General features: G+C 38.4%; 22 protein-coding genes. 11 read left to right on the top strand and 11 right to left on the bottom strand.

Annotation, left to right across the window (positions count from 1 at the left end; translation table 11 throughout):
• A partial coding sequence (locus tag AWH49_RS21285) for a CotG/ExsB N-terminal domain-containing protein (RefSeq protein WP_425305710.1) occupies nucleotides 1-266 on the bottom strand: 266 nt, incomplete at its 3' end.
• 236 nt (nucleotides 267-502) lie between these two features.
• Here AWH49_RS21285 and AWH49_RS11790 point away from each other — a divergent pair.
• Nucleotides 503-1,594 (top strand): CotH kinase family protein, encoded by a 1,092-nt coding sequence (locus AWH49_RS11790; protein ID WP_063965857.1) that lies wholly within the window; start codon nucleotides 503-505, stop codon nucleotides 1,592-1,594.
• A 388-nt stretch (nucleotides 1,595-1,982) separates the two neighbouring features.
• Here AWH49_RS11790 and AWH49_RS11785 read toward each other — a convergent pair whose 3' ends face one another.
• Nucleotides 1,983-2,792, bottom strand: coding sequence for a VLRF1 family aeRF1-type release factor (locus tag AWH49_RS11785; protein ID WP_063965856.1), 810 nt, complete (start codon nucleotides 2,790-2,792; stop codon nucleotides 1,983-1,985).
• A gap of 522 nt (nucleotides 2,793-3,314) precedes the next feature.
• Here AWH49_RS11785 and gerD point away from each other — a divergent pair.
• The 5 genes from gerD (at nucleotide 3,315) to AWH49_RS11760 (ending at nucleotide 7,889) form a co-directional block, all read left to right on the top strand.
• Complete coding sequence (gene gerD / locus AWH49_RS11780; RefSeq protein ID WP_063965855.1) at nucleotides 3,315-3,977, top strand: spore germination lipoprotein GerD; 663 nt, start codon at nucleotides 3,315-3,317, stop codon at nucleotides 3,975-3,977.
• Between the two features lie 168 nt (nucleotides 3,978-4,145).
• The gene (locus AWH49_RS11775; protein WP_063965854.1) at nucleotides 4,146-4,589 is read left to right on the top strand and encodes a MarR family winged helix-turn-helix transcriptional regulator; all 444 of its coding nucleotides are present in this window, start codon (nucleotides 4,146-4,148) and stop codon (nucleotides 4,587-4,589) included.
• Nucleotides 4,590-4,641: 52 nt separating this feature from the next.
• Entirely contained in the window at nucleotides 4,642-5,583 is a 942-nt protein-coding gene (locus tag AWH49_RS11770) for a ring-cleaving dioxygenase (protein ID WP_063965853.1), read from the top strand.
• Between the two features lie 16 nt (nucleotides 5,584-5,599).
• On the top strand, nucleotides 5,600-6,658 hold the full coding sequence (locus AWH49_RS11765; protein WP_063965852.1) for an LLM class flavin-dependent oxidoreductase: 1,059 nt from the start codon (nucleotides 5,600-5,602) through the stop codon (nucleotides 6,656-6,658).
• 316 nt (nucleotides 6,659-6,974) lie between these two features.
• The gene (locus AWH49_RS11760) at nucleotides 6,975-7,889 is read left to right on the top strand and encodes a cation diffusion facilitator family transporter (RefSeq protein WP_063965851.1); all 915 of its coding nucleotides are present in this window, start codon (nucleotides 6,975-6,977) and stop codon (nucleotides 7,887-7,889) included.
• Nucleotides 7,890-8,025: 136 nt separating this feature from the next.
• Here the strand turns inward: AWH49_RS11760 and AWH49_RS21450 are convergent, their stop codons facing one another.
• A complete protein-coding gene (locus AWH49_RS21450; protein ID WP_483294785.1) occupies nucleotides 8,026-8,136 on the bottom strand; it encodes a four-helix bundle copper-binding protein in 111 nt (36 codons plus the stop codon).
• 355 nt (nucleotides 8,137-8,491) lie between these two features.
• Here AWH49_RS21450 and AWH49_RS11755 point away from each other — a divergent pair, with 355 nt between their 5' ends.
• The 3 genes from AWH49_RS11755 to AWH49_RS11745 all read left to right on the top strand — a co-directional run bounded on the left by AWH49_RS11755 (nucleotide 8,492) and on the right by AWH49_RS11745 (nucleotide 12,073).
• Nucleotides 8,492-9,772: a cell wall-binding repeat 2 family protein gene (locus tag AWH49_RS11755; RefSeq protein WP_063965850.1), complete on the top strand. Its 1,281-nt coding sequence runs from the start codon at nucleotides 8,492-8,494 to the stop codon at nucleotides 9,770-9,772.
• A 181-nt stretch (nucleotides 9,773-9,953) separates the two neighbouring features.
• Complete coding sequence (locus AWH49_RS11750; RefSeq protein ID WP_063965849.1) at nucleotides 9,954-10,658, top strand: response regulator transcription factor; 705 nt, start codon at nucleotides 9,954-9,956, stop codon at nucleotides 10,656-10,658.
• A 38-nt stretch (nucleotides 10,659-10,696) separates the two neighbouring features.
• A complete protein-coding gene (locus AWH49_RS11745) occupies nucleotides 10,697-12,073 on the top strand; it encodes a sensor histidine kinase (RefSeq protein WP_169815994.1) in 1,377 nt (458 codons plus the stop codon).
• Between the two features lie 409 nt (nucleotides 12,074-12,482).
• Here the strand turns inward: AWH49_RS11745 and AWH49_RS11740 are convergent, their stop codons facing one another.
• From AWH49_RS11740 to AWH49_RS11725, 5 genes are all read right to left on the bottom strand, one after another.
• The gene (locus tag AWH49_RS11740; RefSeq protein ID WP_034290354.1) at nucleotides 12,483-12,647 is read right to left on the bottom strand and encodes a twin-arginine translocase TatA/TatE family subunit; all 165 of its coding nucleotides are present in this window, start codon (nucleotides 12,645-12,647) and stop codon (nucleotides 12,483-12,485) included.
• Between the two features lie 16 nt (nucleotides 12,648-12,663).
• On the bottom strand, nucleotides 12,664-13,830 hold the full coding sequence (locus AWH49_RS11735) for a ZIP family metal transporter (RefSeq protein WP_063965847.1): 1,167 nt from the start codon (nucleotides 13,828-13,830) through the stop codon (nucleotides 12,664-12,666).
• A gap of 104 nt (nucleotides 13,831-13,934) precedes the next feature.
• Nucleotides 13,935-14,084: a hypothetical protein gene (locus AWH49_RS20045; protein WP_244886826.1), complete on the bottom strand. Its 150-nt coding sequence runs from the start codon at nucleotides 14,082-14,084 to the stop codon at nucleotides 13,935-13,937.
• 16 nt (nucleotides 14,085-14,100) lie between these two features.
• Complete coding sequence (locus tag AWH49_RS11730; RefSeq protein WP_063965846.1) at nucleotides 14,101-15,099, bottom strand: multicopper oxidase domain-containing protein; 999 nt, start codon at nucleotides 15,097-15,099, stop codon at nucleotides 14,101-14,103.
• A gap of 386 nt (nucleotides 15,100-15,485) precedes the next feature.
• Nucleotides 15,486-16,025: a hypothetical protein gene (locus AWH49_RS11725; RefSeq protein WP_063965845.1), complete on the bottom strand. Its 540-nt coding sequence runs from the start codon at nucleotides 16,023-16,025 to the stop codon at nucleotides 15,486-15,488.
• Between the two features lie 706 nt (nucleotides 16,026-16,731).
• Between AWH49_RS11725 and AWH49_RS11720 the strand changes: the two genes are divergently transcribed.
• A complete protein-coding gene (locus tag AWH49_RS11720; protein WP_082862805.1) occupies nucleotides 16,732-17,922 on the top strand; it encodes a M20 family metallopeptidase in 1,191 nt (396 codons plus the stop codon).
• Nucleotides 17,923-18,087: 165 nt separating this feature from the next.
• Here the strand turns inward: AWH49_RS11720 and AWH49_RS11715 are convergent, their stop codons facing one another.
• Nucleotides 18,088-18,690 (bottom strand): restriction endonuclease, encoded by a 603-nt coding sequence (locus tag AWH49_RS11715; protein WP_063965863.1) that lies wholly within the window; start codon nucleotides 18,688-18,690, stop codon nucleotides 18,088-18,090.
• A 340-nt stretch (nucleotides 18,691-19,030) separates the two neighbouring features.
• On the opposite strand from AWH49_RS11715, the gene AWH49_RS11710 reads away from it, so the two are divergent.
• Nucleotides 19,031-19,279, top strand: coding sequence for a nuclear hormone receptor family protein (locus tag AWH49_RS11710; protein ID WP_018393430.1), 249 nt, complete (start codon nucleotides 19,031-19,033; stop codon nucleotides 19,277-19,279).
• 90 nt (nucleotides 19,280-19,369) lie between these two features.
• Here the strand turns inward: AWH49_RS11710 and AWH49_RS11705 are convergent, their stop codons facing one another.
• Both AWH49_RS11705 and AWH49_RS11700 read right to left on the bottom strand, forming a co-directional pair.
• On the bottom strand, nucleotides 19,370-20,170 hold the full coding sequence (locus tag AWH49_RS11705; protein WP_018393429.1) for an NAD kinase: 801 nt from the start codon (nucleotides 20,168-20,170) through the stop codon (nucleotides 19,370-19,372).
• A 233-nt stretch (nucleotides 20,171-20,403) separates the two neighbouring features.
• A complete protein-coding gene (locus AWH49_RS11700) occupies nucleotides 20,404-20,955 on the bottom strand; it encodes a GNAT family N-acetyltransferase (protein WP_034290366.1) in 552 nt (183 codons plus the stop codon).
• Nucleotides 20,956-21,097: the final 142 nt, after the last annotated feature.

Below are 21,097 nucleotides of genomic sequence, written 5' to 3'. Positions count from 1 at the left end.
CTAGTACGCCGTAGGTTACGCGAAGTACAACGTTTTCTACTAGTGCGTCGTTGGTTACGAGAAGTTCGACGTTTTCTACTAGTACGCCGTAGGTTACGAGAAGTGAAACGATTTCTACTAGTACGCCGTAGGTTACGCGAAGTACAACGTTTTCTACTAGTGCGTCGCTCGTTACAGGATGGATCCTGGAACATGAAGTTGCCTAATCCAGAGCGATGAGCCCTTTTAACTGCACTTTGTATATCATCCTTAGAGAAATTTGACATATTCGTCCCTCCTTTCCTCTTCTTAGTTAGAGAAAGGAAACGGATACATATTTATTACAAAAGAATCCTACCAGTGATGGTGAAAATTCCTTCTCCTTCTATAAGGTACGTAGCTGTCTTAAAAGTGATAAAGACAATTGCATACTCTTTTTAAAAATAAATATTAACTATCTTTTAGTGGCATCATTCGTTTTTATTTCATATGAATAAAATAAAAATGGAAGGGAAGGGTTCGTATGGATAATGGCATGAAAATACCTGAATATCAGCTCTTTATTCATCCTTTAGATTTAAGGGAACTTCGGAACGATATTTGGTGTGATGATCCGGTTGCTGCGAAGCTAACTCTTAACAAAAAGAAATATGACATTGATATAGCCTATCGTGGCTCCCATATCCGGGATTTTCGAAAGAAATCGTATCATGTCTCCTTTTATAAACCAAGTACTTATAGAAATGCAAAGGAAGTTCATATAAACGCAGAATACAAGGATCCATCATTATTAAGAAATAAATTGTCCTTGGATTTTTTTAATGAAATTGGGTGCCTATCTCCTAAATCTCGATTTGTTTTTTTGAAGCTTAATGGGAAAAATGAGGGGCTTTATTTAGAATTAGAATCGGTAGATGAATTTTTCCTCGCAAATAGGCAACTGCCAAAAGGACCTATATTTTATGCGGTGGATGGTGATGCCAACTTCTCGTTAATGAGTGACCTTGATAAAGAAGTAAAGAAATCCCTCGAGTTTGGATATGAAAAAAAAATTGGAACAGCTCAGGATGAGTATAATCTACAAGAAATGATAATAAAAATTAATACCATTTCAAGGGAGGAATTTGAAAGAGAAATCGTGAAGTATCTGAATGTTGATAAGTATCTCCGTTGGCTGGCTGGTGTAGTTTTTACCCAAAATTTCGATGGTTTTGTTCATAACTATGCACTTTACCAGAATGGGGACACCGGGCTATTTGAAGTCATTCCCTGGGATTACGATGCTACGTGGGGGAGAGATGTAAATGGAGAAGTTATGGACGAAGATTATTTAAGAATCGAGGGATTTAATACGCTCACGGCAAGAATTCTCGATGTGAAAACATTTCGAGGCCAATACAAAAACCTGTTAAAAGGCATTTTAAGCAATCAGTTTAATTTAGAATATATGAAACCTAAAATACAAGGTATGCATGATCTAATAAGACCATATATTCAAAAAGATTCATATGTAAAAGATAATATCCATATTTTTGATAAAGAACCGGATTATATATTCGATTATATTGAAGCCCGTGCAAACTATATAAGCAACAGATTAGATACGTTAGATTAGGGTTGTTTTTTGGCGATAGCACTGACGGTTGATAAAAGGGTCTTGTCAGCATTTATGAACCGTCCCTCAGATTTTGGACAATGATAAAAAGATCTAGGTTATTAAGCTGTAAGTAGGTGACTCGGGTATTCAACGGGAGTCATTTTCTTTAGGTACCATTGATACATTTCGGGTTGTAGTCGTGAAGATATTCATCAATAACTTCTTTTAACTTATCAAAACTCTGACAATCTTTATAATCTACTTCATCTTTCATAGATGAGACAATTTATTTCAAGATGAAAAAATCCTCCCTTGGTCAAAAAAGGAGGATTTTTCAAAGTGAAGACGAGTATAAAAGCATTTTTATTTTTCTAAAACTTGATTTATCACCTTACTCGGTTTGCTGTTATTTAACTTTTTGTAAATTTTCTAAAACTTGATTTATCACTTCACCCGGTTTGCTGTTATTTAGGTTTTTGTAAATGCAGCTTGCCGGTTTTTCTCGTAAGGTTTCAGCAAAAGCGATGGCCAATTCGGTTTCACCCGCTACATGGATCTCTATCCAGCCTCTTTCTTTCTTCAATCGTTCTACGTTCGTACCCATGCCTTTAAAGAACCTTTTCAAGTTTTCTTTAAGCCGGGACTCTAAAAAGTCTACTTTACTACTCCCGATTACATGTTTCCCATCGGGATCCATGTTCTTCTTTTCTCCCCATTCTTCAAGGTTGGGATTGAAACTGTAAGAAAAATCTTCTTTGACCATTCCCATTGCTGTATCCAATATTCGAACTTCCCCGAAGCTGGGCAAAATGATTCCTGCTTCTGGATATGCTTTGTACATATATTCCAATTCTTCCAGCACTGGATGATCTTCCCAATGGAAGCTTGATTTAACAGGGACTTGCACATAGTGAACCGACCATAATTCCGGGTTCTTTGAAGCAAAAATGACGACTCCTTTGTGCAAATCATCCTTATTATCATCGATTTCTTTTAATACTTTTTTCTTAACTTCTTTAAATAATTTTAATTCAGTTTCATTTTTGGAATCTGTTAAATACTTATCTAAATCCTTTAAACCGTTCTTTAAATGAATTTGCCATGCACCGTTTAGCTGGTCTGGATCACCTGGGTTGGTGTTTAAATAAACACTCAATACGCCACGTTCACCACTGTGATATTTTTTTAAGGTCTGGAGTTCTTTGTTTAGAGTCATAAATTTATTTTACCTCCTCAAATTTCTCTAGGTTACCAGCATGCCCTTCGAGTGCCAAGTATAAAACTAAGTCTTAGTCACAGGTTATAGATTAAACAAAATGATTAAATGACAGAACAACGTATAAATATTTAGATATTTTCTCATACTTCTTTTTATTTATTTTGCTTCGCTTTCAATACATCATCCATTAAAATTCTTCCGTATCCTACTCTGTCCAAGTCATTCTGCGATAACAGCTTATACATATTCATCACCTCAAAACATAGTATGGCTTCAAAAATGAAAATTATTGATGGTGACTAATTTTAACTGAATGGCAAAATAATAAATAACTGTTCAAGCATTTTTTGTATATATTAATTATTTTTTGTCAAATAATCTGTCATTGAACAGTCCATGTAGATCCGATGTGTCTATCACTGGTTTTTGCACCAGAACCATCATTTTCCTCGTATAACTTCTCCTAACTAATTCAAAATATAAATAGCAAATTGCAAATAGAAAGGAGCTTGGATTAACATGAAGAGATACTCGCTCCTCATGATTTTAACAATGTCAATAGTTAGTGTACTGATCTCTGGCTGTGCATCTAAAGAGGAATCCACAGGTCAAATGGATTATGAAGAAACAAAGAAAATGGTTGTGGATATATTAAAAACAGATGATGGAAAAAAAGCACTTCAGGAAGTAATGAAGGATGAAGAAATGAAGCAGTTCCTTGTAATGGATCAACAGATAGTAACTGATACCATTCAAACTACCCTAACATCTGATAAAGGGGTAAAGTTTTGGCAAAAGGTCTTTGAAGATCCTAAATTTACTAAAAGCTTTGCAAAAAGCATACAAAAAGAGCACGAAAAAGTAATAAAAGGCTTAATGACAGATCCTGAATATCAAAAAATGCTTATAGAAGTTTTTCAAGATCCTGAAATGGAAAAAACGTTGCAAACCTCAATGAAAAGTCAAGAATTCAGGAAACACCTTCAAGATGTGATAATGGAGACATTATCAAGTCCTTTATATAAAGCAAAAATACAGGAGACTTTATTAAAGGCTGCTGAAGAGGTTGGGCAGCAAGGTGGGCAATCTTCTGAGCAAAAGAAGGGTAGTGGCCAACAAGAGTCAGATGGCGGTGGCGGCGGTGGTGGTGGCGGCGGACAAGAGCAAGGTGGTGGAAGCTAAACACCCGCACAGGTTTTGGTGCAAAAAATATATGAAATAAGAAAATGCACGTAAAAACAATTAGCACTCATTTTATATAAAATGAGTGCTTTATGAGATTTTTCGCTTGCTATCTTTTCAATTGAGTAGTAAAGTGATGAAAAGGTTAGCGATGGGGAGGAAAACGAAATGCGTAATAATACGATGGGCTCGTTAATCTGGTTACGTTTAATGCGTTTTACGAACCAAAGTAACCAGCTGTCGAATGACTTTTTAAAACGTTTTGATTTAACGACTGCTCAATTTGATGTACTCATGCAAATTCGCATTTATCAGCCACTCACGCAAATGGAGTTAGCCGAAAAAGTGACGGTTACGCAAGGTGGTATTTCGCGTATGCTCGTACGTCTTGAAAAAGAAGGTTATATTATACGTAAGCAAGATTGGAAAACGAAAACGATTAGCCTCACAGAGAAAGCTGAATCTATTTTAGAACAAGCAATGCCAGAACAACTTGCCTTTCAATCGTCATTTTTTGACGATGTATTAAACGAAGAAGAACAAAAAACACTATACACACTGATGACACGTGTCCATAAACATAGTCAAAAAAAAGAATTACCGCCTGAGTAATTTTTTTTACATCATCATTTGACTAGTCAAGTTATAAAAAGGAGGAACAACGATGTATACAATTTCTGGACATCATCACATTTCGATGATTACAAAAAACGCTCAAATAAATCATCAATTTTATCAAAGAGTATTAGGGCTACGTAGAGTGAAAAAGACTGTTAATCAAGATGACCCTTCTATGTATCACTTATTTTACGGAGATTTAACAGGTAGTGCGGGAACAGAGTTGTCGTTTTTTGAAATGCCCATTGCTGGAAGAACAACGCGTGGCACAAATGCAATCACACAAATTGGTTTACTTGTCCCGTCATTTGAAAGTCTCATATTTTGGAAAACACGTTTTGAGTTATTAGGTGTAAAGCATGGTGAAATTACAACATATGCCGGCCGAGATGCTTTACATTTTGAAGATTCGGAAGGCTTACGAATGATTTTGTTAAATAATAACGGCGAAGAGGTCCCTGAAAATTGGTCAGCATGGGAAGACTCCATTGTTGAGCAAAAGCATCGTATTTTAGGAATGGGCACAATCGAAATAACCGTGCGTTACTTACATCGCTTAGCGAAAACATTAAAGGACATGTTGGGTTATGCAGAAGTGTCTCGTTCTGATAAAGAAGCAATTTATCAGTCTGTTGCTGGACAGTCATTTGGAGAGATTGTCGTCAAACAGAAAGAAGGGCCAAGTGAGAAGCCTGGAAAGGGAAGTATTCATCATTTAGCAATCCGTGTGAAGAACGAAGATGAGTTGCGCTATTGGGATGAGGTCGTTAAAGAACGTGGCTTCGAGTCAACAGGGATTGTGGATCGTTTTTACTTCCAAAGCTTATATTTCCGTGAATCAAACGGTATTTTATTTGAAATTGCGACAGATGGTCCTGGATTTACTGCAGATTCAACGGTCGAAGCGCTCGGTAAAATATTAGATTTACCACCATTTTTAGAAGAACGACGTGCAGAAATTGAAGCAAAGTTAGCACCACTTGATTAAAAAGGAGAGAGTAAACATGGAACAATATCGTATTGATACAAATAAAGGACTTGAATTCGGGTTATATTCGATAGGCGACCATTTACCGAATCCACATACAGGTTCAATGATTAGTGCCAAACAGCGTATTCAAGAATTAATTGAGGCAAGTAAGCTAGCAGATGAGGCGGGGCTAGATGCATTTGCTGTCGGTGAAAGTCATCAAACGTATTTTACAACACAGGCGCATACGGTCATTTTAGGGGCGATCGCACAGGCAACAAAAAAGATTAAAATTGCTAGCTCGGCAACGGTGTTAAGTACGTCGGACCCCGTTCGTGTGTATGAAGATTTTGCGACACTCGATTTAATCTCAAAAGGTCGAGCTGAAATTGTTGCTGGGCGTGGCTCACGCGTTGGGGCGTATAGCTTGCTTGGCTATGATGTACGTGATTATGAAGAATTATTTGAAGAAAAAATGGAACTTCTGATGAAGTTAAATAACGAGGAAAAGGTAACGTGGGAAGGTCAATTCCGTGCACCGCTTGAAAATGCATCCATTTTGCCGCAGCCTCTAAATGGTCATATGCCAATTTGGCGTGCAGTAGGTGGCCCACCTGCTAGTGCGATTAAAGCTGGATATGCGGGGGTACCGATGATGTTGACAACACTTGGTGGTCCTGCTATCAACTTTAAGGTCTCGGTTGATGCGTATCGTGAGGCAGCAGAACGTAGTGGTTCTGATCCAGCCACTTTACCAATTGCAACAACGAGTTTATTTTATACAGCAGAAAATTCACAGGATGCACTTCGTGAGTACTATCCACATGCTAATTCTGGTATGCAGGCATTACGTGGTGGAGGCTATCCGAAACAACAGTTTGCGCAATCTACAGATTATCGCGATGCGTTAATGGTTGGTAGCCCGCAACAAATTATCGAAAAAATGCTCTATCAATACGAATTATTTGGTCAACAGCGCTTTATGGCACAAATCGATTTTGGTGGCGTGCCGTTCAATAAGATTGCGAAAAACATTGAGCTGATTGCAACAGAAATTATGCCAGCGATTAAGAAACATACAGCTGAAAAATAAGGAGCGGTTAGGATGAAAATTGTAGGAATCTCAGGCTCTAAGACTCGAATAGCAATGGATTATACAACGAAGAAAAGGATCTCCACAGAACAGAAATTATCAATGATGAGATTCTTTTCCGTATGGAGCGTTTAGCGGAAGACACAGTGCTATTTGTTGATGTATACTCAGACATTCATCAAGCGAAAAATGCGGAATATGATTTTTAATGAGGATAATGCATTGGATGGTGGAACTGTAAATCGATTACGAAGAACTCTCTATCGGCTACTTCATTTTTAATGGCGTGATATTAAAAGAGGGAGAGTGAAAAGCAATGGGACATTCTCATTCACATGATCATAGTCACCATCATGGAAGCAGTAATAAATCTGCTTTAAAATGGGCGTTCTTCTTAATTAGTACGTACATGATTGTGGAAGTCATCGGCGGGATCATGACAAACAGTCTGGCGTTGCTTTCCGATGCGGGGCACATGTTAAGCGACGCAGCTGCACTTGGTCTTAGTTATGTTGCTTTGACATTCGGACAAAGAGCAGCATCGAGCAAAAAAACATACGGCTATAAACGCTTTGAGATACTGGCTGCCTTTATTAACGGCATTACACTCATGGCCATATCGGTTTATATCTTTTTTGAAGCATACCAAAGATTGATAAATCCGCCTGAGGTTATCAGTGGGGGGATGCTGATCATTTCCATTCTTGGTTTAGTCGTCAATATTGTGGCTGCCTTTATTTTAATGAGAGGCGATAAAGACGAAAACTTAAATGTGAGAAGTGCCTTTTTACACGTTATAGGGGATATGCTTGGATCGGTCGGAGCGATTATTGCAGCCTTATTCATTATGTTTTTTGGTTGGAATTTGGCGGATCCGATCGCCAGTATTATTGTGGCCATCTTAATTATCATCAGCGGGTACCGTGTAACAAGAGATTCCTTCCATATACTAATGGAAGGTGCGCCTTTAAACATGGATATTCAAGAAGTAAAGAATAGGCTGCTTTCACTGGATGAAGTAAGAGAGGTTCATGATTTGCATGTTTGGTCCATCACATCCGATTTTCCAGCACTCAGCTGTCATCTAGTGATCGATCAGGATGAAGATTATCAAATGGTTTTATCAAAAGCGAAAAAACTTCTTCTCGATGAATTTCATTTGCATCACGTCACCATTCAAATCGATAAAGAAGGCGGAGAAGATTGTTCATCAGAAGATCATTGTAATTAAAAGATGCAGTGATCTTTCAGAAGAAGTTAGGTGTCTTAATACGAACGATACGTGCGGCCGTGTGAGAGGAGATTGGGGAGGGTGGGAGTTGGTCACTCCCCTCCCACTCCATATATGGTATCAGAATTAAAAAGCTTTATTGTCCATTAAAAACATGGTCTTCAGATAAACATTTGTCAAAACATGTATTACAAGCCTCTAAACATTCCAAACAAGCTTGAATACAATCATGGAAATTATGGTTCATTGTCACTCCTCCTCTTTACTGTTTTACATAACTACTATTACCTTTCTTTTTTTCTTTAAACGTAAAAAAACTCCACGATTTCTGCACAATTCTTTTACATAATGAGCATATTCACACTTATTTGAATAGAAAGAAGGTATATGATAAAAAGCTGATATTGCAGGGATTAAACGCTGGAGCAGATGATTTTGTCACAACGTTTCCAATCGACGAATATTTAAGAACGGCGCGAGGATATGGTTATAGGTGGAAAAGCGATACAGAAAAAATCAGAAATAATAACGAATATGCACAAAATCTGCACATTTAACGGATAAGGTAAAAAGAATCAGTCATTGAATGGAGGAAAAAGTGGATGAAAAAAGGATTAAAAGGATTTGTACTTGTGGCAGCACTATCAACCGCATTGGCAGCATGTTCGAATAATGATTCGAATAACATGGATGATCAAAATATGGATGGCATGGACCATGAAAACATGGATGAGGAAGGAAAGAAGAGCAGCGGTATATCTGATGAAAAATTAGCCGAATTTGCGGCGGCACCAGAGAAGCTGAATGAAAATGCACAGGAAAACCTACTGACGACGAATACAAAAAATACAACACGTTTAAATACGCAAAATCCCGTTCAAGCGTCTATTCTTGCATCACAGACCATTTGGCCGGCAACGCATGAAGAAAACCAGCCGGGTACGGTGATCTTAGTGCCAAAGGACAACTGGCAGGTTGGGCTGGCTGCAGCGGATCTGATTCATCATCCGAATAATGGGCCTGTTTTGCTGACGGATAAAAATGAGCTAGCTGCAGAAACACTGAATGAGATCAAACGTTTGAATCCAATAGGAAATGAAGAAGGTACGCAGGTTATGGTGATGGGAGACATTTCAGATAGCGTAACGAATCAGCTGGCTGATTATAAGGTAGAAGCTATTGAAGGTACAGATCCAGCACAATTTGCGGCAGCTGTTGATGAAAAATATGCAGCCGTATCTGGCGGTGAATATCCTGAAAGTGTCATTATTGTATCAGCTGATGAGGAAGCAAAAGCGTATTCCATACCGGCCATTAACTGGATTGCTCATATGCCAGAACCCGTTTTATATGTGACGAAAGACGGCATTCCGGAAGAAACGAAAAAAGCATTGCAGAAAAGAAAAGAAGCCACTCTCTATATTTTAGGTCCGGAGTCGATAGTGTCGAAAGAAACCGAAAGAGAACTGGGTGATTACGGAGCTGTTACGCGCATTGCAGGTGAAGATCCGGTATCAAACTCCATTGAATTCGCGAAGTTTAAAGATGAGGAAACATCATTTGGATGGGGCTTAACAGAGCCGGGACATGGTGTATCATTTGTCTCAAGCGCAACACCTGATCTCGCTCTTACAGGAGCACCTTTCTCGCATTTAGGAAAACATGCGCCGGTGATCTGGCTCGAAGATGGACAAGTGACTGAACCGGTGTATAACTTCCTTGCGACAATAAAGCCGACGTTCCAGGACGATCCAACACAAGGACCGTATAATCATGGCTTTATCATTGGCGGCCAGGAAGCCATTTCTTTTGAAACACAGGGCATCATTGATGAGAAGCTTGAAATTGTACAGGCAGACGGAGAAGGTCACGAAGGCCATTAAAATAACTTTTTCCCAATCATAGCCTCGGCCATCCATTCACATGGCTAGGGCTATGATTTTTGTTTTTACCATACTGAACTAGAAGTGAGATGTACAGTCTGCAACTAGTAAATTGATTTCAATTCTCTATAAATTCTATACAATATAAACGTACACTTGAACGTAAGGGGTTAAAGATAAAATGAGAAAATCGATTTTAATCGTAGACGATGAGTGGAACATGAGGAATTTGCTTAAGATTCATTTAATGAGCGATTATGACCTCGCGGAATGCAGCAATGGACAAGATGCGATTGCGCTCGTTCAAAAACATTCGTTTGATTTAATCCTTTTGGATGTGATGATGCCTGAAATGGATGGGTGGGAAGTATGCAAAGCAATTCGAACAATGAACACCACACCGATCTTGATGCTGACGGCAAGAAATGAATTGAAAGACAAAGTGCATGGGCTGGAAATTGGCGCGGATGATTATTTAATCAAACCGTTTGAACTAGAAGAATTATTGGCGAGAGTGAAAGCATTATTAAGAAGATCGGACCATCATGCTCCGATGGTTGATGACAGCTCGATCGTGTTTGGAAATGGTTATTTTAAAGTTGACCGGGACGGTTATCAAGTATTTTTAGACAATGAAAAACTGGATTTAACCCCAAAAGAATATGAGTTTATTGAAACGATTGCACTGAGTCCAAAAAGGGTCTTCACACGTGAGGTACTGCTTGATCTTTTATGGGGATTCAATGATTCACGCGATATGAGGACTGTAGATAGCCACGTGAAAAATATTCGTATTAAAATCAGAGAAACGGGATCGAATTATAACCCTGTTCAGACGGTTTGGGGAGTCGGTTATAAATTTCAAGAGCCGAATCAAACTCTATGAAATTCAACAGCATTACGATAAAGCTGGGCGGCAGCATCATGATCTTATTTCTGTTGGTTCTTTTCCCCTTGATTTATACGATTGATCAACTGTTTACTGCTTTTTATATGAATCAGCAGCAAGAACAAATAGAGCAATTTGCAGATAAGTATTCAGTCACGATTTCAGATGTTGAAGATGTAAATTCCTATCATATGTTTGACATGCTCTCTGAATTAATCAATGCAGATCTTTTTGTTTTTAACAAAGAAGGAGAAATTTTAAAATCAACGGTAGGACTAGAATTTGAAGCAGGAAATGAAGTGATGAAGGAGCTGTATAACCCAATCTTTCAAAATCAGTCAGTTGGCATGGAGTATACAGAGCCGGAAACTGCAGATAATCTTTTCTATCTAGCTGGTAAACCGATCATTGTGGACGGTGAGGTAAATGGGGGACTTGTTGTCGTTTCAAATATGGATAAAGTAAACACCTCTATCGATCAAGTCCGAATATGGCTATTTATATCGGTCATTGGTGCGCTGTTTATCGCGATTGGCTTCACTTTTTTTATTTCGCGTAAATTATCTTCACCTCTTTTGAAAATGGAAAAAGCAACCCGTGAAATAGCAAAGGGAAAACTTCAAACCGATCTTCCTATACTAACAAAAGACGAAGTGGGCAGCCTGGCCGGGGCCATCACCGATTTGGGAAAAGAACTGGAACAATACAGGACAAGCCGAAGTGAATTTTTTGCCAATATCTCGCATGAATTACGTACGCCAATTTCTTATATTAAGGGTTATTCAGAAGTGCTGCGGAAAGGAATGGTTCAAAGCGAAATGGAAAGAAATCAATATTTAATGATTATTGAGGATGAGTCCACACGGCTGGCGGCTCTTATCAATGATTTGTTTGAACTGGCAAAAATGGAAGAAGGCAAGCTGGATTTGCATCCTGAATGGATCGAAATGGATGATATTTTGACGAGCGCGATCAAAAAAGTGTCTCTTAAAGCGACAGAGAAAAAGATAGCGATTCTCTTGCAGCCGTCACACGATCATCCAATGATATATGTAGACGCCATCAGGCTGGAACAAATCATGATCAATTTAATTGAAAATGCCATTCGATACAGTGAACCGGAAACAAATGTGGACGTTTATATACAAGTACACAGAAACCGTCTAAAGGTTTTTATTAAAGATCAAGGTATGGGCATACCAAAAGAAGATATCCCATTCATTTTTGAGCGTTTCTATCGCGTTGAGAAATCACGATCAAGAGCATCTGGAGGAACCGGGCTGGGACTGGCTATTGTAAAAAACCTCGTTGAACTGCTCGGCGGAGAGATTGAATTAAACAGTGCATCAGGAGAAGGAACACTGTTTACATTATCTTTTTCAATCGATCAAAAAGTGAGAGCGGATAAATGAAAAAAATAATCAATGTCGTGATACCGTTGTTGTTCATTGTGTTGGGGATAACCTGCATGACCATGTCCAGTACCGTTTTTCACACATACAATCCATTGCATCATATTTTAAAGTCATTTTTTTGCATATGCATTTTTCTGATCGTTCCCATTATTTTTGGACTTCTTTCCATCTATGTACTTAAAAAAAAAGGAAAAAAATAAAGTGAGGAAGCAGCGCATCTATCATTGTGCTGATCCCTCACTTTATATAGTTATTTCCTTCAAGTTGTTATTGAACATAATTGCTGTTTTTTCATTGGTAGGATGCTTATCAATCTCTCTTAATTACAGGGAACGCGATATTAAATCATTGCTCCATACTAGCATAAACAGTCAGAGCATCGGAAAAAATAAGGATTAGCTCGGTATTATTTAGTATGTTTTTCATCATCATCCGCCATTAACCCGCGTGTTGACTGTTTAAATTCTCTTAGTGTAGTTCCAAGCGACCTCCCTAGCTCAGGCAACTTCGAAGGACCAAATATAAGGAGAGCAGCTATACTAATTAAAGCAATACTTCCTGGACCAGCCATCAAAATCCCCTCTTTTCTATTTAATAAAAAAGGCAGTAAAGTACATAATTAACATGCCGACAGTAAATCCGGTTAAGTTGAGCCACGAAACGGATGGCTCTCTATGCAAGCGATGATCATCAATAAGCATTTTGGTAATCACATAAATAACTTGAAGGATAGCCCCCGCCCCAATACCTAAAAATAAAGCGCCTAGTATTGGTGAAAAGATAAATCCTCCGAACCATGTACCAAGAATAGCCGGTGCTCCTGCTACCGTACCAAGTAAAATAAAATCTCTTCCCCGAGGCTTTGATTTTAATAAAGGAGCAGCGATGCCAATTCCTTCTGTTATATTATGCAGGGTAAAGCCCACGATTAAGAAGGTTCCTAGTGCAACAGATCCTAGAGCAAAGGAAGATCCAATAGCAAGACCTTCACCAAAATTATGAAGACCAATTCCAGTGGCCATTAAAAGAGATAATCGAAATGGGGAGTACCCCTTAGCTTCTTGCTTCCGACGCTGGTATTGATCAAACGCAATCAGTAATAAAAAGGTTAGCGCTGCTCCAATAATCACGACCATGTTTCCTTGTAAAATGGAGGGCGCTTCTGCACCGATTTCAAACCCATCAGCTAAAGTACCAATGAATAAAAATAATAAAAGACCGACCGTCAAGGCAAGAATCATATTGATCCATTTCCGGTTAAACCGTTTCATGAAGGGGTACCACATTAATCCTAAAGAAATTGGAACAATACCAACGTAGAAGCCAATAAAACCGTAATTTAAAAAGTTATCCCAGTTTAACTCTGGAGTAAGGGTTGCAGCATCAACTCCACTTTCAATAACGATTCCGTTAGCGGTAATTAACTTAATCCCGTGAGGGTCTCCCTCTACCCACGGATAGTTGATAAAGACGGTTCCATCTTGAAGACGTTTTAGAACAGGGCTTGGCGTTACAGTGAAATCCCAGATAGAATCATCCACAATCACTTGAGATATTTCAAGCGTTTTGGGACCTGTATTGCTGACAGAAAGTTCAAATCCTGAGTTGGTCATTTTAATCTTTTCGATATTCAGCACTTCAATAGGAGCAGCAGGATCTTTTTCAATTCCTGCCCCATTCTTCAACACCCATCCTAATACTCCAACCAATAGCAAGAGAGGAACAAGCGCTGAGATGATCCATTTCATTTTCATGTTGCTTTCCTCCTTTTTTATTCGACCTCAAATAAGCCCATCCAGCCTAACCTGGCAAATTCATTCACATGTGCGTGGAACATGTATCTTCCTTATTAAACACTTCAACCAGAACATATATCTTCCTTATTAAGCACTTCAATAGGAGCAGCAGGATCTTTTTCAATTCCTGCACCATTCTTCAACACCCATTCTAATACTCCAACCAATAGCAAGAGAGAAACAAGCGCTGAAATGATCCATTTCATTTTCATGCTGTTTTCCTCCTGTTTATTCGACCTCAAATAAGCCCATCCAGCCTAACTCAGCAAATTCACTTACATGTGCGTGGAACATGTATCTTCCTTTGTATGGGAACCTCATTTCTAAAATGCCGCGTTCTCCCTGACACTGCATAATTGTATCAGTAAATTGAGATGGATTATCCATCCGCCCAGTCGGTAAATACGTAAAGTAATTCGCATGAAGATGAAACGAGTTTAATAAATCAAACTCAGTGAAATTGCTAAGATAAATGCGAACAAGCTGATCTTTTTTTATTTTAATAGGGTGATTCATAAAGGCGAATGCATAACCGTTTATCGTATAAAATTCATTTTCACCGTCTAAATCCAGGTCATAGCCATTCATAACCATATTTAGCTCAAGTGCCTTTTCCCTTGGTGTTTTAGGATCAATAATAAAATTACCATACAGCCCTTTATGAATATGACGGGCTAACGGAAGGACATGGCAATGATACAATTGCAATCCATAAGGTTGCGCTTCGAATTCGTACGTAAAACTTTGACCCGAAGGAATAGGTTCGAGCCCATCCATTTCAGGTGGGTGAATCCCATGAAAATGGATTGAATGGGGATGGCTTCCTTTGTTAGTGAAATGAAAACGAAGCAAATCCCCCTCCGTGCAGCGAAACGTTGGACCCGGAATAGTTCCGTTGTACGTCCATCCTGGAAATTTAATTCCTTTCGCGATTTCAATTTCTTTATCCATAGCGACAACAGTATATTCTCGTAATGTTTTCCCGTTTGGTAGGAGGCTGACTTTTCCATAATCAAACTCAGTTAACAGACGTTCCGCCATTTTATAACCAGCTGATTTAGTCGTATCGTTCATATTCATCTGATTGCCATGAGAAGTATGCGAGGCAGCATGAGCTACACCCTGCATTCCAGAAAACTTATTCAAATAATAACTGCCTGCCACTCCAAGTGCTCCAGCGGAACCTATCTTTAGAATATCTCTACGTGATACTTTCCCATCCGACATAACTTTCCCTCCCTTTCAAAAAAGTTTACCAGAGGAAACTTTTTAGCGTTTGGCTATACTGTACGGCACGGACGAGTATTTCGTCAATAACTTTTTGATTTTTTCAAAAAAATATTTTGTGTCTTGAAAAAGAAAGGTTTTGTCAATCTGCTTTAGTAGTAAAGAGACCTTCTGAATAAAGTCCAGAAAGGCGAACTGTTGGGGTAACACCTGCAGGGAAAGTTTCTTCCGCCATTTTATTCTTTCCGGTCTTCAAAAGAAGTGCAGGACTGCGTCAAGCGATACATACGTTTCTATAACGACTAGCATTTTCAAAAAAATAAGCAACCTGAGCCCATATGAATACCGGACTCAAGCTGCCTAAAGTATATCTTTTTACTTCCTGTCTACTTATCAGAGGTCATACCAATGGCATGGGTATGTTTTTTTTCATTTTTGTTTTTATTGGTAAACAGACTATCTAGGTTAAAATACTTATCAAGACTGAAATGATACATATACGTTCTAAAAATGATTAACGTAAACGCACTTGTATAAAGGACAAGACTCATTAAATTTATATTTCCGGAAAGAAGAAAGTTAATGTGCATGAAGAGACAGAGTAAAATAGAGGGTATAGTTATTAATCCCATTATAATTAATAGACCTAGAATAATCTGAACGATAGGAATGATATAGTTTAAAGTCATGACATATTCTAAAGCTATGTATTCAATGAAAACTTTATAAAAAAATGGGACATTAGGTTTATCTAAAGAACTGATTAAATAGTCATTCAGAAATACTCCAGGTTCTATAAACCATAATTTTTCGTGAATTTTGGTTACTCCAGCTAATAGCCAACCAATTCCAAAGAGAACACGCATTAAGACCACAAGGGGTGAAAACACCCCTCTTTTTTTAATTTCTTTTAATTGAAGTTCCATTCTATTTCCTCCTCTTTTTTCCTATGCAAACTTTTTTGCCTTAGGTGAAAAATATGAACAAAAAAATTTATAACGATGTATATTTGACCATAGATTATGAATTATATGCATTTTATCCAAAAAGTTTCTCTGATGCAACATATTTTTATAGGGGAAACAAATGGAGGGTTTTAATGGGGAAATTTATTTGGAAGTGGGAAAGCTAAAAACCCCCCACAGAAGGTTATGAGGGAAGAAGAGTATATAGATATAAATACTTGTTCAAAACTAATTTTATATTTTTACGGTGAACCGTATCAGAAGTAAGCATAGAGTTATTGTCTTAACTCATACTAAATCTTTAAGCATTGAAACATGTTCCGGGAAAATATTAAATAATTTTCAAAAAACATATAAAAGAGTTGCGTTAGATAGTCCACCAGTAGCGATCGCTTTTTATTTGTAGGAACTGGATAGAATGATTAAATAATAATCCTTGCATTTCACATTTAATTAGTGTGGATTTGGTGCTAATATCCTTATAGGAATATTTATTTTTAATATAAAAGGATACACGAAAAAATGTTGTAGTGTTTTCGGTTATTTATTTCTGCTTTAGCTTTTGGATATAAGAAATCCAATCGATGAATGGGCTATAGAAGAGTCGCTTCAATTCAGTAAAAACGTTCAATTAGAAATTCTATAACACATAAGGGGGAAAGAGCGGATGGCAATGAATGACGTTTTATTGGGAGACATAAACAAAGCGTTAACGGATCATTACAATGATGTAGTTAGCTGGCGAAGATATATGCACGAAAATCCAGAATTATCTTTTAAAGAAGTGAAGACAGCTGAGTACATTAAAGAGAAGTTGCTTCGCTTTGGATTAGAAGTAAAAACAAATATTGGTGGTCACGGTTTGATTGGCATTTTAGAAGGTGATCAAGCAGGAAAGACGATCGCCTTAAGAGCAGATTTTGATGCTTTGCCCATTCATGACGAAAAAGAGGTATCTTATAAATCACAAAATCCAGGAGTCATGCATGCATGCGGTCATGATGGACATACAGCTGCTTTGTTAGGAACAGCCAAAGCATTAAGCCAGTTTCGCCATCGAATTAAAGGGAAAGTTATTTTTATTTTTCAACCGGCGGAAGAAACGCCGCCAGGTGGAGCAAAGTTTATGATTGAAGAGGGAGTCCTAGATGGGGTGGATTATGTTTTTGGCGCTCATTTAGATTCCCAAACACCGTTAGGAAAAATATCTGTAGGTGAAGGATATCAAATGGCTGCAGTGGACAAATTTTCGATTCATATTCAGGGAAAAGGCGGTCATGGCGCAAGACCTCAAGATGCCGTTGATTCTATCGTGATCGGCAGTGATATCGTTAGTTCATTACAAAAGATTGTCAGCCGCGGTGTTAATCCATTACAATCAGCCGTTGTAACGATTGGTGTTTTTCAATCAGGAAGCGCATTTAATGTTATTGCTGATAAAGCGACTTTAGAAGGAACAGTTCGTACATTTGACAATAATATTCGCAAACAGGTAGAAAAACAAATTTATAGTATTATAGAAGGGATTACATCCGCATTCGGTGCAACGTATACGATTGATTATTTAAATGGCTATCCCGCTTTGTATAATCATCCGGAAGAAACAGAAACCGTTCGAACATTGCTTATTGAACAATTTTCTGAACAGAATATTGTGGAAATAGAAACCTCTATGGGGGCGGAAGACTTTTCTTATTATCTACTTGAAAAACCAGGTACCTATTTTAAAGTAGGCTCACAAAATGAAGATGAAGCAACCCACTATCCTCATCATCATCCGAAATTCGATTTTGATGAGCGAGCTTTATTAAATGTTGAAAAATCATTTGTGAAAATTGTATCTCATTATTTATTTTAAAAATTTCTTGAATGAACACTAAAGTCTGTTTTTGACATAAAAACCAACGTAGCGAGGGCACTGATCGAAGCAGTAAAGGATTTTCCAAACATATGACAAGAAGCAGCTGATCACGCGATTGATATGAAGCGAGCTGCTTCTTTTTCGTATCGTGTATTCTCTACTCTACTCCTCATTCCACTGAGTAATGGTATACGTAGGGACAAGGGTGTCTATCTTGCTCTCTATCATGAAACGTATGAGATGTTCTCTATCCACCAATTTTACACCACTCTTTTTCGCAAGATCGCAGGCGTTTTTTGTAAATATATTGTTTGTTACAACCCATGCTTCATTGGCGCTGTAATACGTTTTGGCGGAAAAAACTTGCTGGACAGAAGCAACTCCGACTGTTTTGCTGTATCGTTTAGCTTGTACAGCAATATAGTTACTGTCTTTTTTTAGCAATAAATCTGCTCCATAATCACCAGAAGCGGGAGTAAGTTCCACTTCATAGCCCATCTCCTCGAATAATACACTTAAATAATTTTCAAAATCTACCCCCGACATCCTATCAATTTCTCTCATACTGGATTGAAGAACTCTTTTGCTCTTTAAACGGTACGCTATCGACCGAAGATAAGCGTATAAAGCAAAAGCAGAAATAATAATCGATACAACAGTGACTGCCGTCCATGGATATTGAAAAGCAAGCAGAAAGAGGATGGAGCCGAGAAGAACTTGATCGAAAAGTACGTTTGTTTTTCTTTTCCCTTTTTTATGAGCCATGTTATATGTCCTTTCTTTAAAGTACATCCTCCGCTACTTTACTCATCTTTATGAGGGATCATGATTCATTTTCTGTTTTATTGTTCAAAATGACACTTATAGCCAACAAAGTAATGGAATGTGTAAGTGGAATAGGGGAGTAGGACTGACAAGGAGGGTAAAGGAAGAGGCGATAAAAATTTTATTCTTCTTATATGAAGAAGAGTTGAATAGGTTAAACATAACCAAGTGTATTTCTGACAATCGGACGATTAGCGATTTTAGCGAAGTGATACAGAACAATTTAAAAAGTAAAATAATTTAAGGATTCAACTGAATACGTTGATGAGGAGGGGACGAAATGAATCCAGATGGAAATGAACAGCAGTTAAAAGAGGTTCATGAGATGATGGAAAGTAGGTTGAGATCACTTGAAGAATCAGCAACATCTGAAAATATGTCTAATGATCAGTTGTTAGATAAGAGAGCGGTGAATCTTACATTTGCTATAAAGGAAACAATCGAAGAAGCGGCGGCGAAAGGAATTGTCGTGAAAAATGTGAAGATAGAACCGACAGAAAAGGGCATTACAGTAAAATTTATTTTATGAACAATAAAATGAAGGGGGTCCTATTGCCCGTTAATGCGGGATAAAAAAAGAGCGGCTCCCTTGAATGTAGAGGGTGCTGCTCTTTTTCAATTACAAGAATGTTCGCTGTACTTTATGCCAGAACGAATTATTTTTCAGTTTTACGGTTTTAATGATTTTGCCGGACATTTCGACTTCGATGTTTTTCGTATTTTGCACGCTGAGTGCTTCGTTGTCCAGTCCAATGACAGGGTATTCGTTGCCATCTTGAACAATGTGAAGTGTCAGTTTCCGGCTGTCGCTTAAAATAAACGATGAACCGAGCGTGCGGAATTGATTGTTGTTAAGCGACGCCATTTCACTTACTTGTATACACGGAATGAGCGGATCGACAACAGCTCCGTTTAACGATCGGTTGTACGCTGTACTGCCGGTTGGTGTCGAGACAACGATCCCGTCACCGCGGAACGTTTCAAAATGTAAATCGTCAATGATGACATCGATCACAAATGTTTTAATAATCGATGAGCGCACGGACAACTCATTTAAGCAGTGAAAGTGAGTGTGACCATCTAAATGGACATCAATGACCGGATATCGGCGTACTTCTACATTGGCTGTTTGCATCGCTGCGATCATCGATTCCGTATCGTAAATATGAAAATCGCAATATAAGCTCGCTTCTTCTTCATCCGTCACGCCAACATACAAGCAGTCGTCACGGAAACCGGATTTCCGGACCGCCTGCAAAAATGCTCCATCTCCACCAACAGCGACAATAATATTTGCCGCATCCTGATTCGTCACAATCTCAAATCCTTGTTCTTTCGCAATCGTCATTAACTGTTCAATATCAGGCAATTTTGCTGGATCTTTTTTATAAGAGAAAAAAATATTCCGTCTCGTTTCCATTGGGTGTGACTCCTTTAACATGCGTGATACCGTTTATTTTAATGGATAAAGACGACGATAGCAAAGAACAGATTGTTGTAAAGTGACGTCTATCTTTTCATAGATAAAAGGACCAGCCGTAAGGTGCTTGCTGGTCCTTCTGGAATTTGTCGTCGTTCGGAATGAGTTCCATGGACGGAATGAACGTTTCATCTTGAAGATTAGATTTGTTTGAGGAATTAACGGAATGGATGTTACGCTTCCATCGCCTGTTCGTTTTCCTGGTCATTGCGCATCAAATAAAGCGTGAAGAGGTCTTTCGGTACTTCAAATAAATCAAATACAATCTCATTTTTGTTTAATTTGGCATATACGTCTGGGCGTGTTTCATTTGCCGGAACCGCATAAGGCAGTTTTTCTGCCGCTTTACGTGAGCGAATATTCACTTTACGAATCGCCATGTAAATAGATTCAATACCGTTCTCATAAAATAATTCTTTGAAAAATTCTTCTTTCGCCGGTTCATTGTACCCTTTGCCGTGGAAAGGCTTGCCGAGCCACGTGCCAAGATATCCGGCATTGTCTTCGATGTCATATAAGTTGATTGTGCCAATCGGGTTGCCCCATTCATCTAGAATGGTCCGCGTAATTAATTCGCCGCGTTCCTCCGATTCAATATTCTGCTTCGTGACAAACACAAACTCTTCATAAGATTTCACTTTATGACGCACGAAAGGGAAGACCTCCGGGTGCATCATCAAATCAAACAAAGCATGACTTTCATGAACATCGCGCTTCTTCAACATTGTAAATCCCTCCTTTTTCATATTGAGGGCACAGCGGTTCTAGAGTCCGATTCGCCCTCGAAATTTTTTATAGATGGTAAAACGAGACCGTCACAACATCAGCCTGTCCACAAAAAAATTCAAGGATGGGAATCGAACCCAT

This window comes from Domibacillus aminovorans, assembly GCF_001643235.1.
GTDB lineage: Bacteria > Bacillota > Bacilli > Bacillales > Domibacillaceae > Domibacillus > Domibacillus aminovorans.
Note: the sequence above shows the minus strand (reverse complement) of the source record. Positions and strands in the feature narration are given on the sequence as shown.

What these genes read in the sequence shown, in the direction of transcription:
- AWH49_RS11790 (WP_063965857.1), top strand. Translation starts at nt 503, where the DNA reads ATGGATAATGGCATGAAAATACCTGAATATCAGCTCTTTATTCATCCT.
- AWH49_RS11785 (WP_063965856.1), bottom strand. Translation starts at nt 2,792, where the DNA reads ATGACTCTAAACAAAGAACTCCAGACCTTAAAAAAATATCACAGTGGT.
- gerD (WP_063965855.1), top strand. Translation starts at nt 3,315, where the DNA reads ATGAAGAGATACTCGCTCCTCATGATTTTAACAATGTCAATAGTTAGT.
- AWH49_RS11775 (WP_063965854.1), top strand. Translation starts at nt 4,146, where the DNA reads ATGCGTAATAATACGATGGGCTCGTTAATCTGGTTACGTTTAATGCGT.
- AWH49_RS11770 (WP_063965853.1), top strand. Translation starts at nt 4,642, where the DNA reads ATGTATACAATTTCTGGACATCATCACATTTCGATGATTACAAAAAAC.
- AWH49_RS11765 (WP_063965852.1), top strand. Translation starts at nt 5,600, where the DNA reads ATGGAACAATATCGTATTGATACAAATAAAGGACTTGAATTCGGGTTA.
- AWH49_RS11760 (WP_063965851.1), top strand. Translation starts at nt 6,975, where the DNA reads ATGGGACATTCTCATTCACATGATCATAGTCACCATCATGGAAGCAGT.
- AWH49_RS21450 (WP_483294785.1), bottom strand. Translation starts at nt 8,136, where the DNA reads ATGAACCATAATTTCCATGATTGTATTCAAGCTTGTTTGGAATGTTTA.
- AWH49_RS11755 (WP_063965850.1), top strand. Translation starts at nt 8,492, where the DNA reads ATGAAAAAAGGATTAAAAGGATTTGTACTTGTGGCAGCACTATCAACC.
- AWH49_RS11750 (WP_063965849.1), top strand. Translation starts at nt 9,954, where the DNA reads ATGAGAAAATCGATTTTAATCGTAGACGATGAGTGGAACATGAGGAAT.
- AWH49_RS11745 (WP_169815994.1), top strand. Translation starts at nt 10,697, where the DNA reads ATGATCTTATTTCTGTTGGTTCTTTTCCCCTTGATTTATACGATTGAT.
- AWH49_RS11740 (WP_034290354.1), bottom strand. Translation starts at nt 12,647, where the DNA reads ATGGCTGGTCCAGGAAGTATTGCTTTAATTAGTATAGCTGCTCTCCTT.
- AWH49_RS11735 (WP_063965847.1), bottom strand. Translation starts at nt 13,830, where the DNA reads ATGAAAATGAAATGGATCATCTCAGCGCTTGTTCCTCTCTTGCTATTG.
- AWH49_RS20045 (WP_244886826.1), bottom strand. Translation starts at nt 14,084, where the DNA reads ATGAAAATGAAATGGATCATTTCAGCGCTTGTTTCTCTCTTGCTATTG.
- AWH49_RS11730 (WP_063965846.1), bottom strand. Translation starts at nt 15,099, where the DNA reads ATGTCGGATGGGAAAGTATCACGTAGAGATATTCTAAAGATAGGTTCC.
- AWH49_RS11725 (WP_063965845.1), bottom strand. Translation starts at nt 16,025, where the DNA reads ATGGAACTTCAATTAAAAGAAATTAAAAAAAGAGGGGTGTTTTCACCC.
- AWH49_RS11720 (WP_082862805.1), top strand. Translation starts at nt 16,732, where the DNA reads ATGGCAATGAATGACGTTTTATTGGGAGACATAAACAAAGCGTTAACG.
- AWH49_RS11715 (WP_063965863.1), bottom strand. Translation starts at nt 18,690, where the DNA reads ATGGCTCATAAAAAAGGGAAAAGAAAAACAAACGTACTTTTCGATCAA.
- AWH49_RS11710 (WP_018393430.1), top strand. Translation starts at nt 19,031, where the DNA reads ATGAATCCAGATGGAAATGAACAGCAGTTAAAAGAGGTTCATGAGATG.
- AWH49_RS11705 (WP_018393429.1), bottom strand. Translation starts at nt 20,170, where the DNA reads ATGGAAACGAGACGGAATATTTTTTTCTCTTATAAAAAAGATCCAGCA.
- AWH49_RS11700 (WP_034290366.1), bottom strand. Translation starts at nt 20,955, where the DNA reads ATGTTGAAGAAGCGCGATGTTCATGAAAGTCATGCTTTGTTTGATTTG.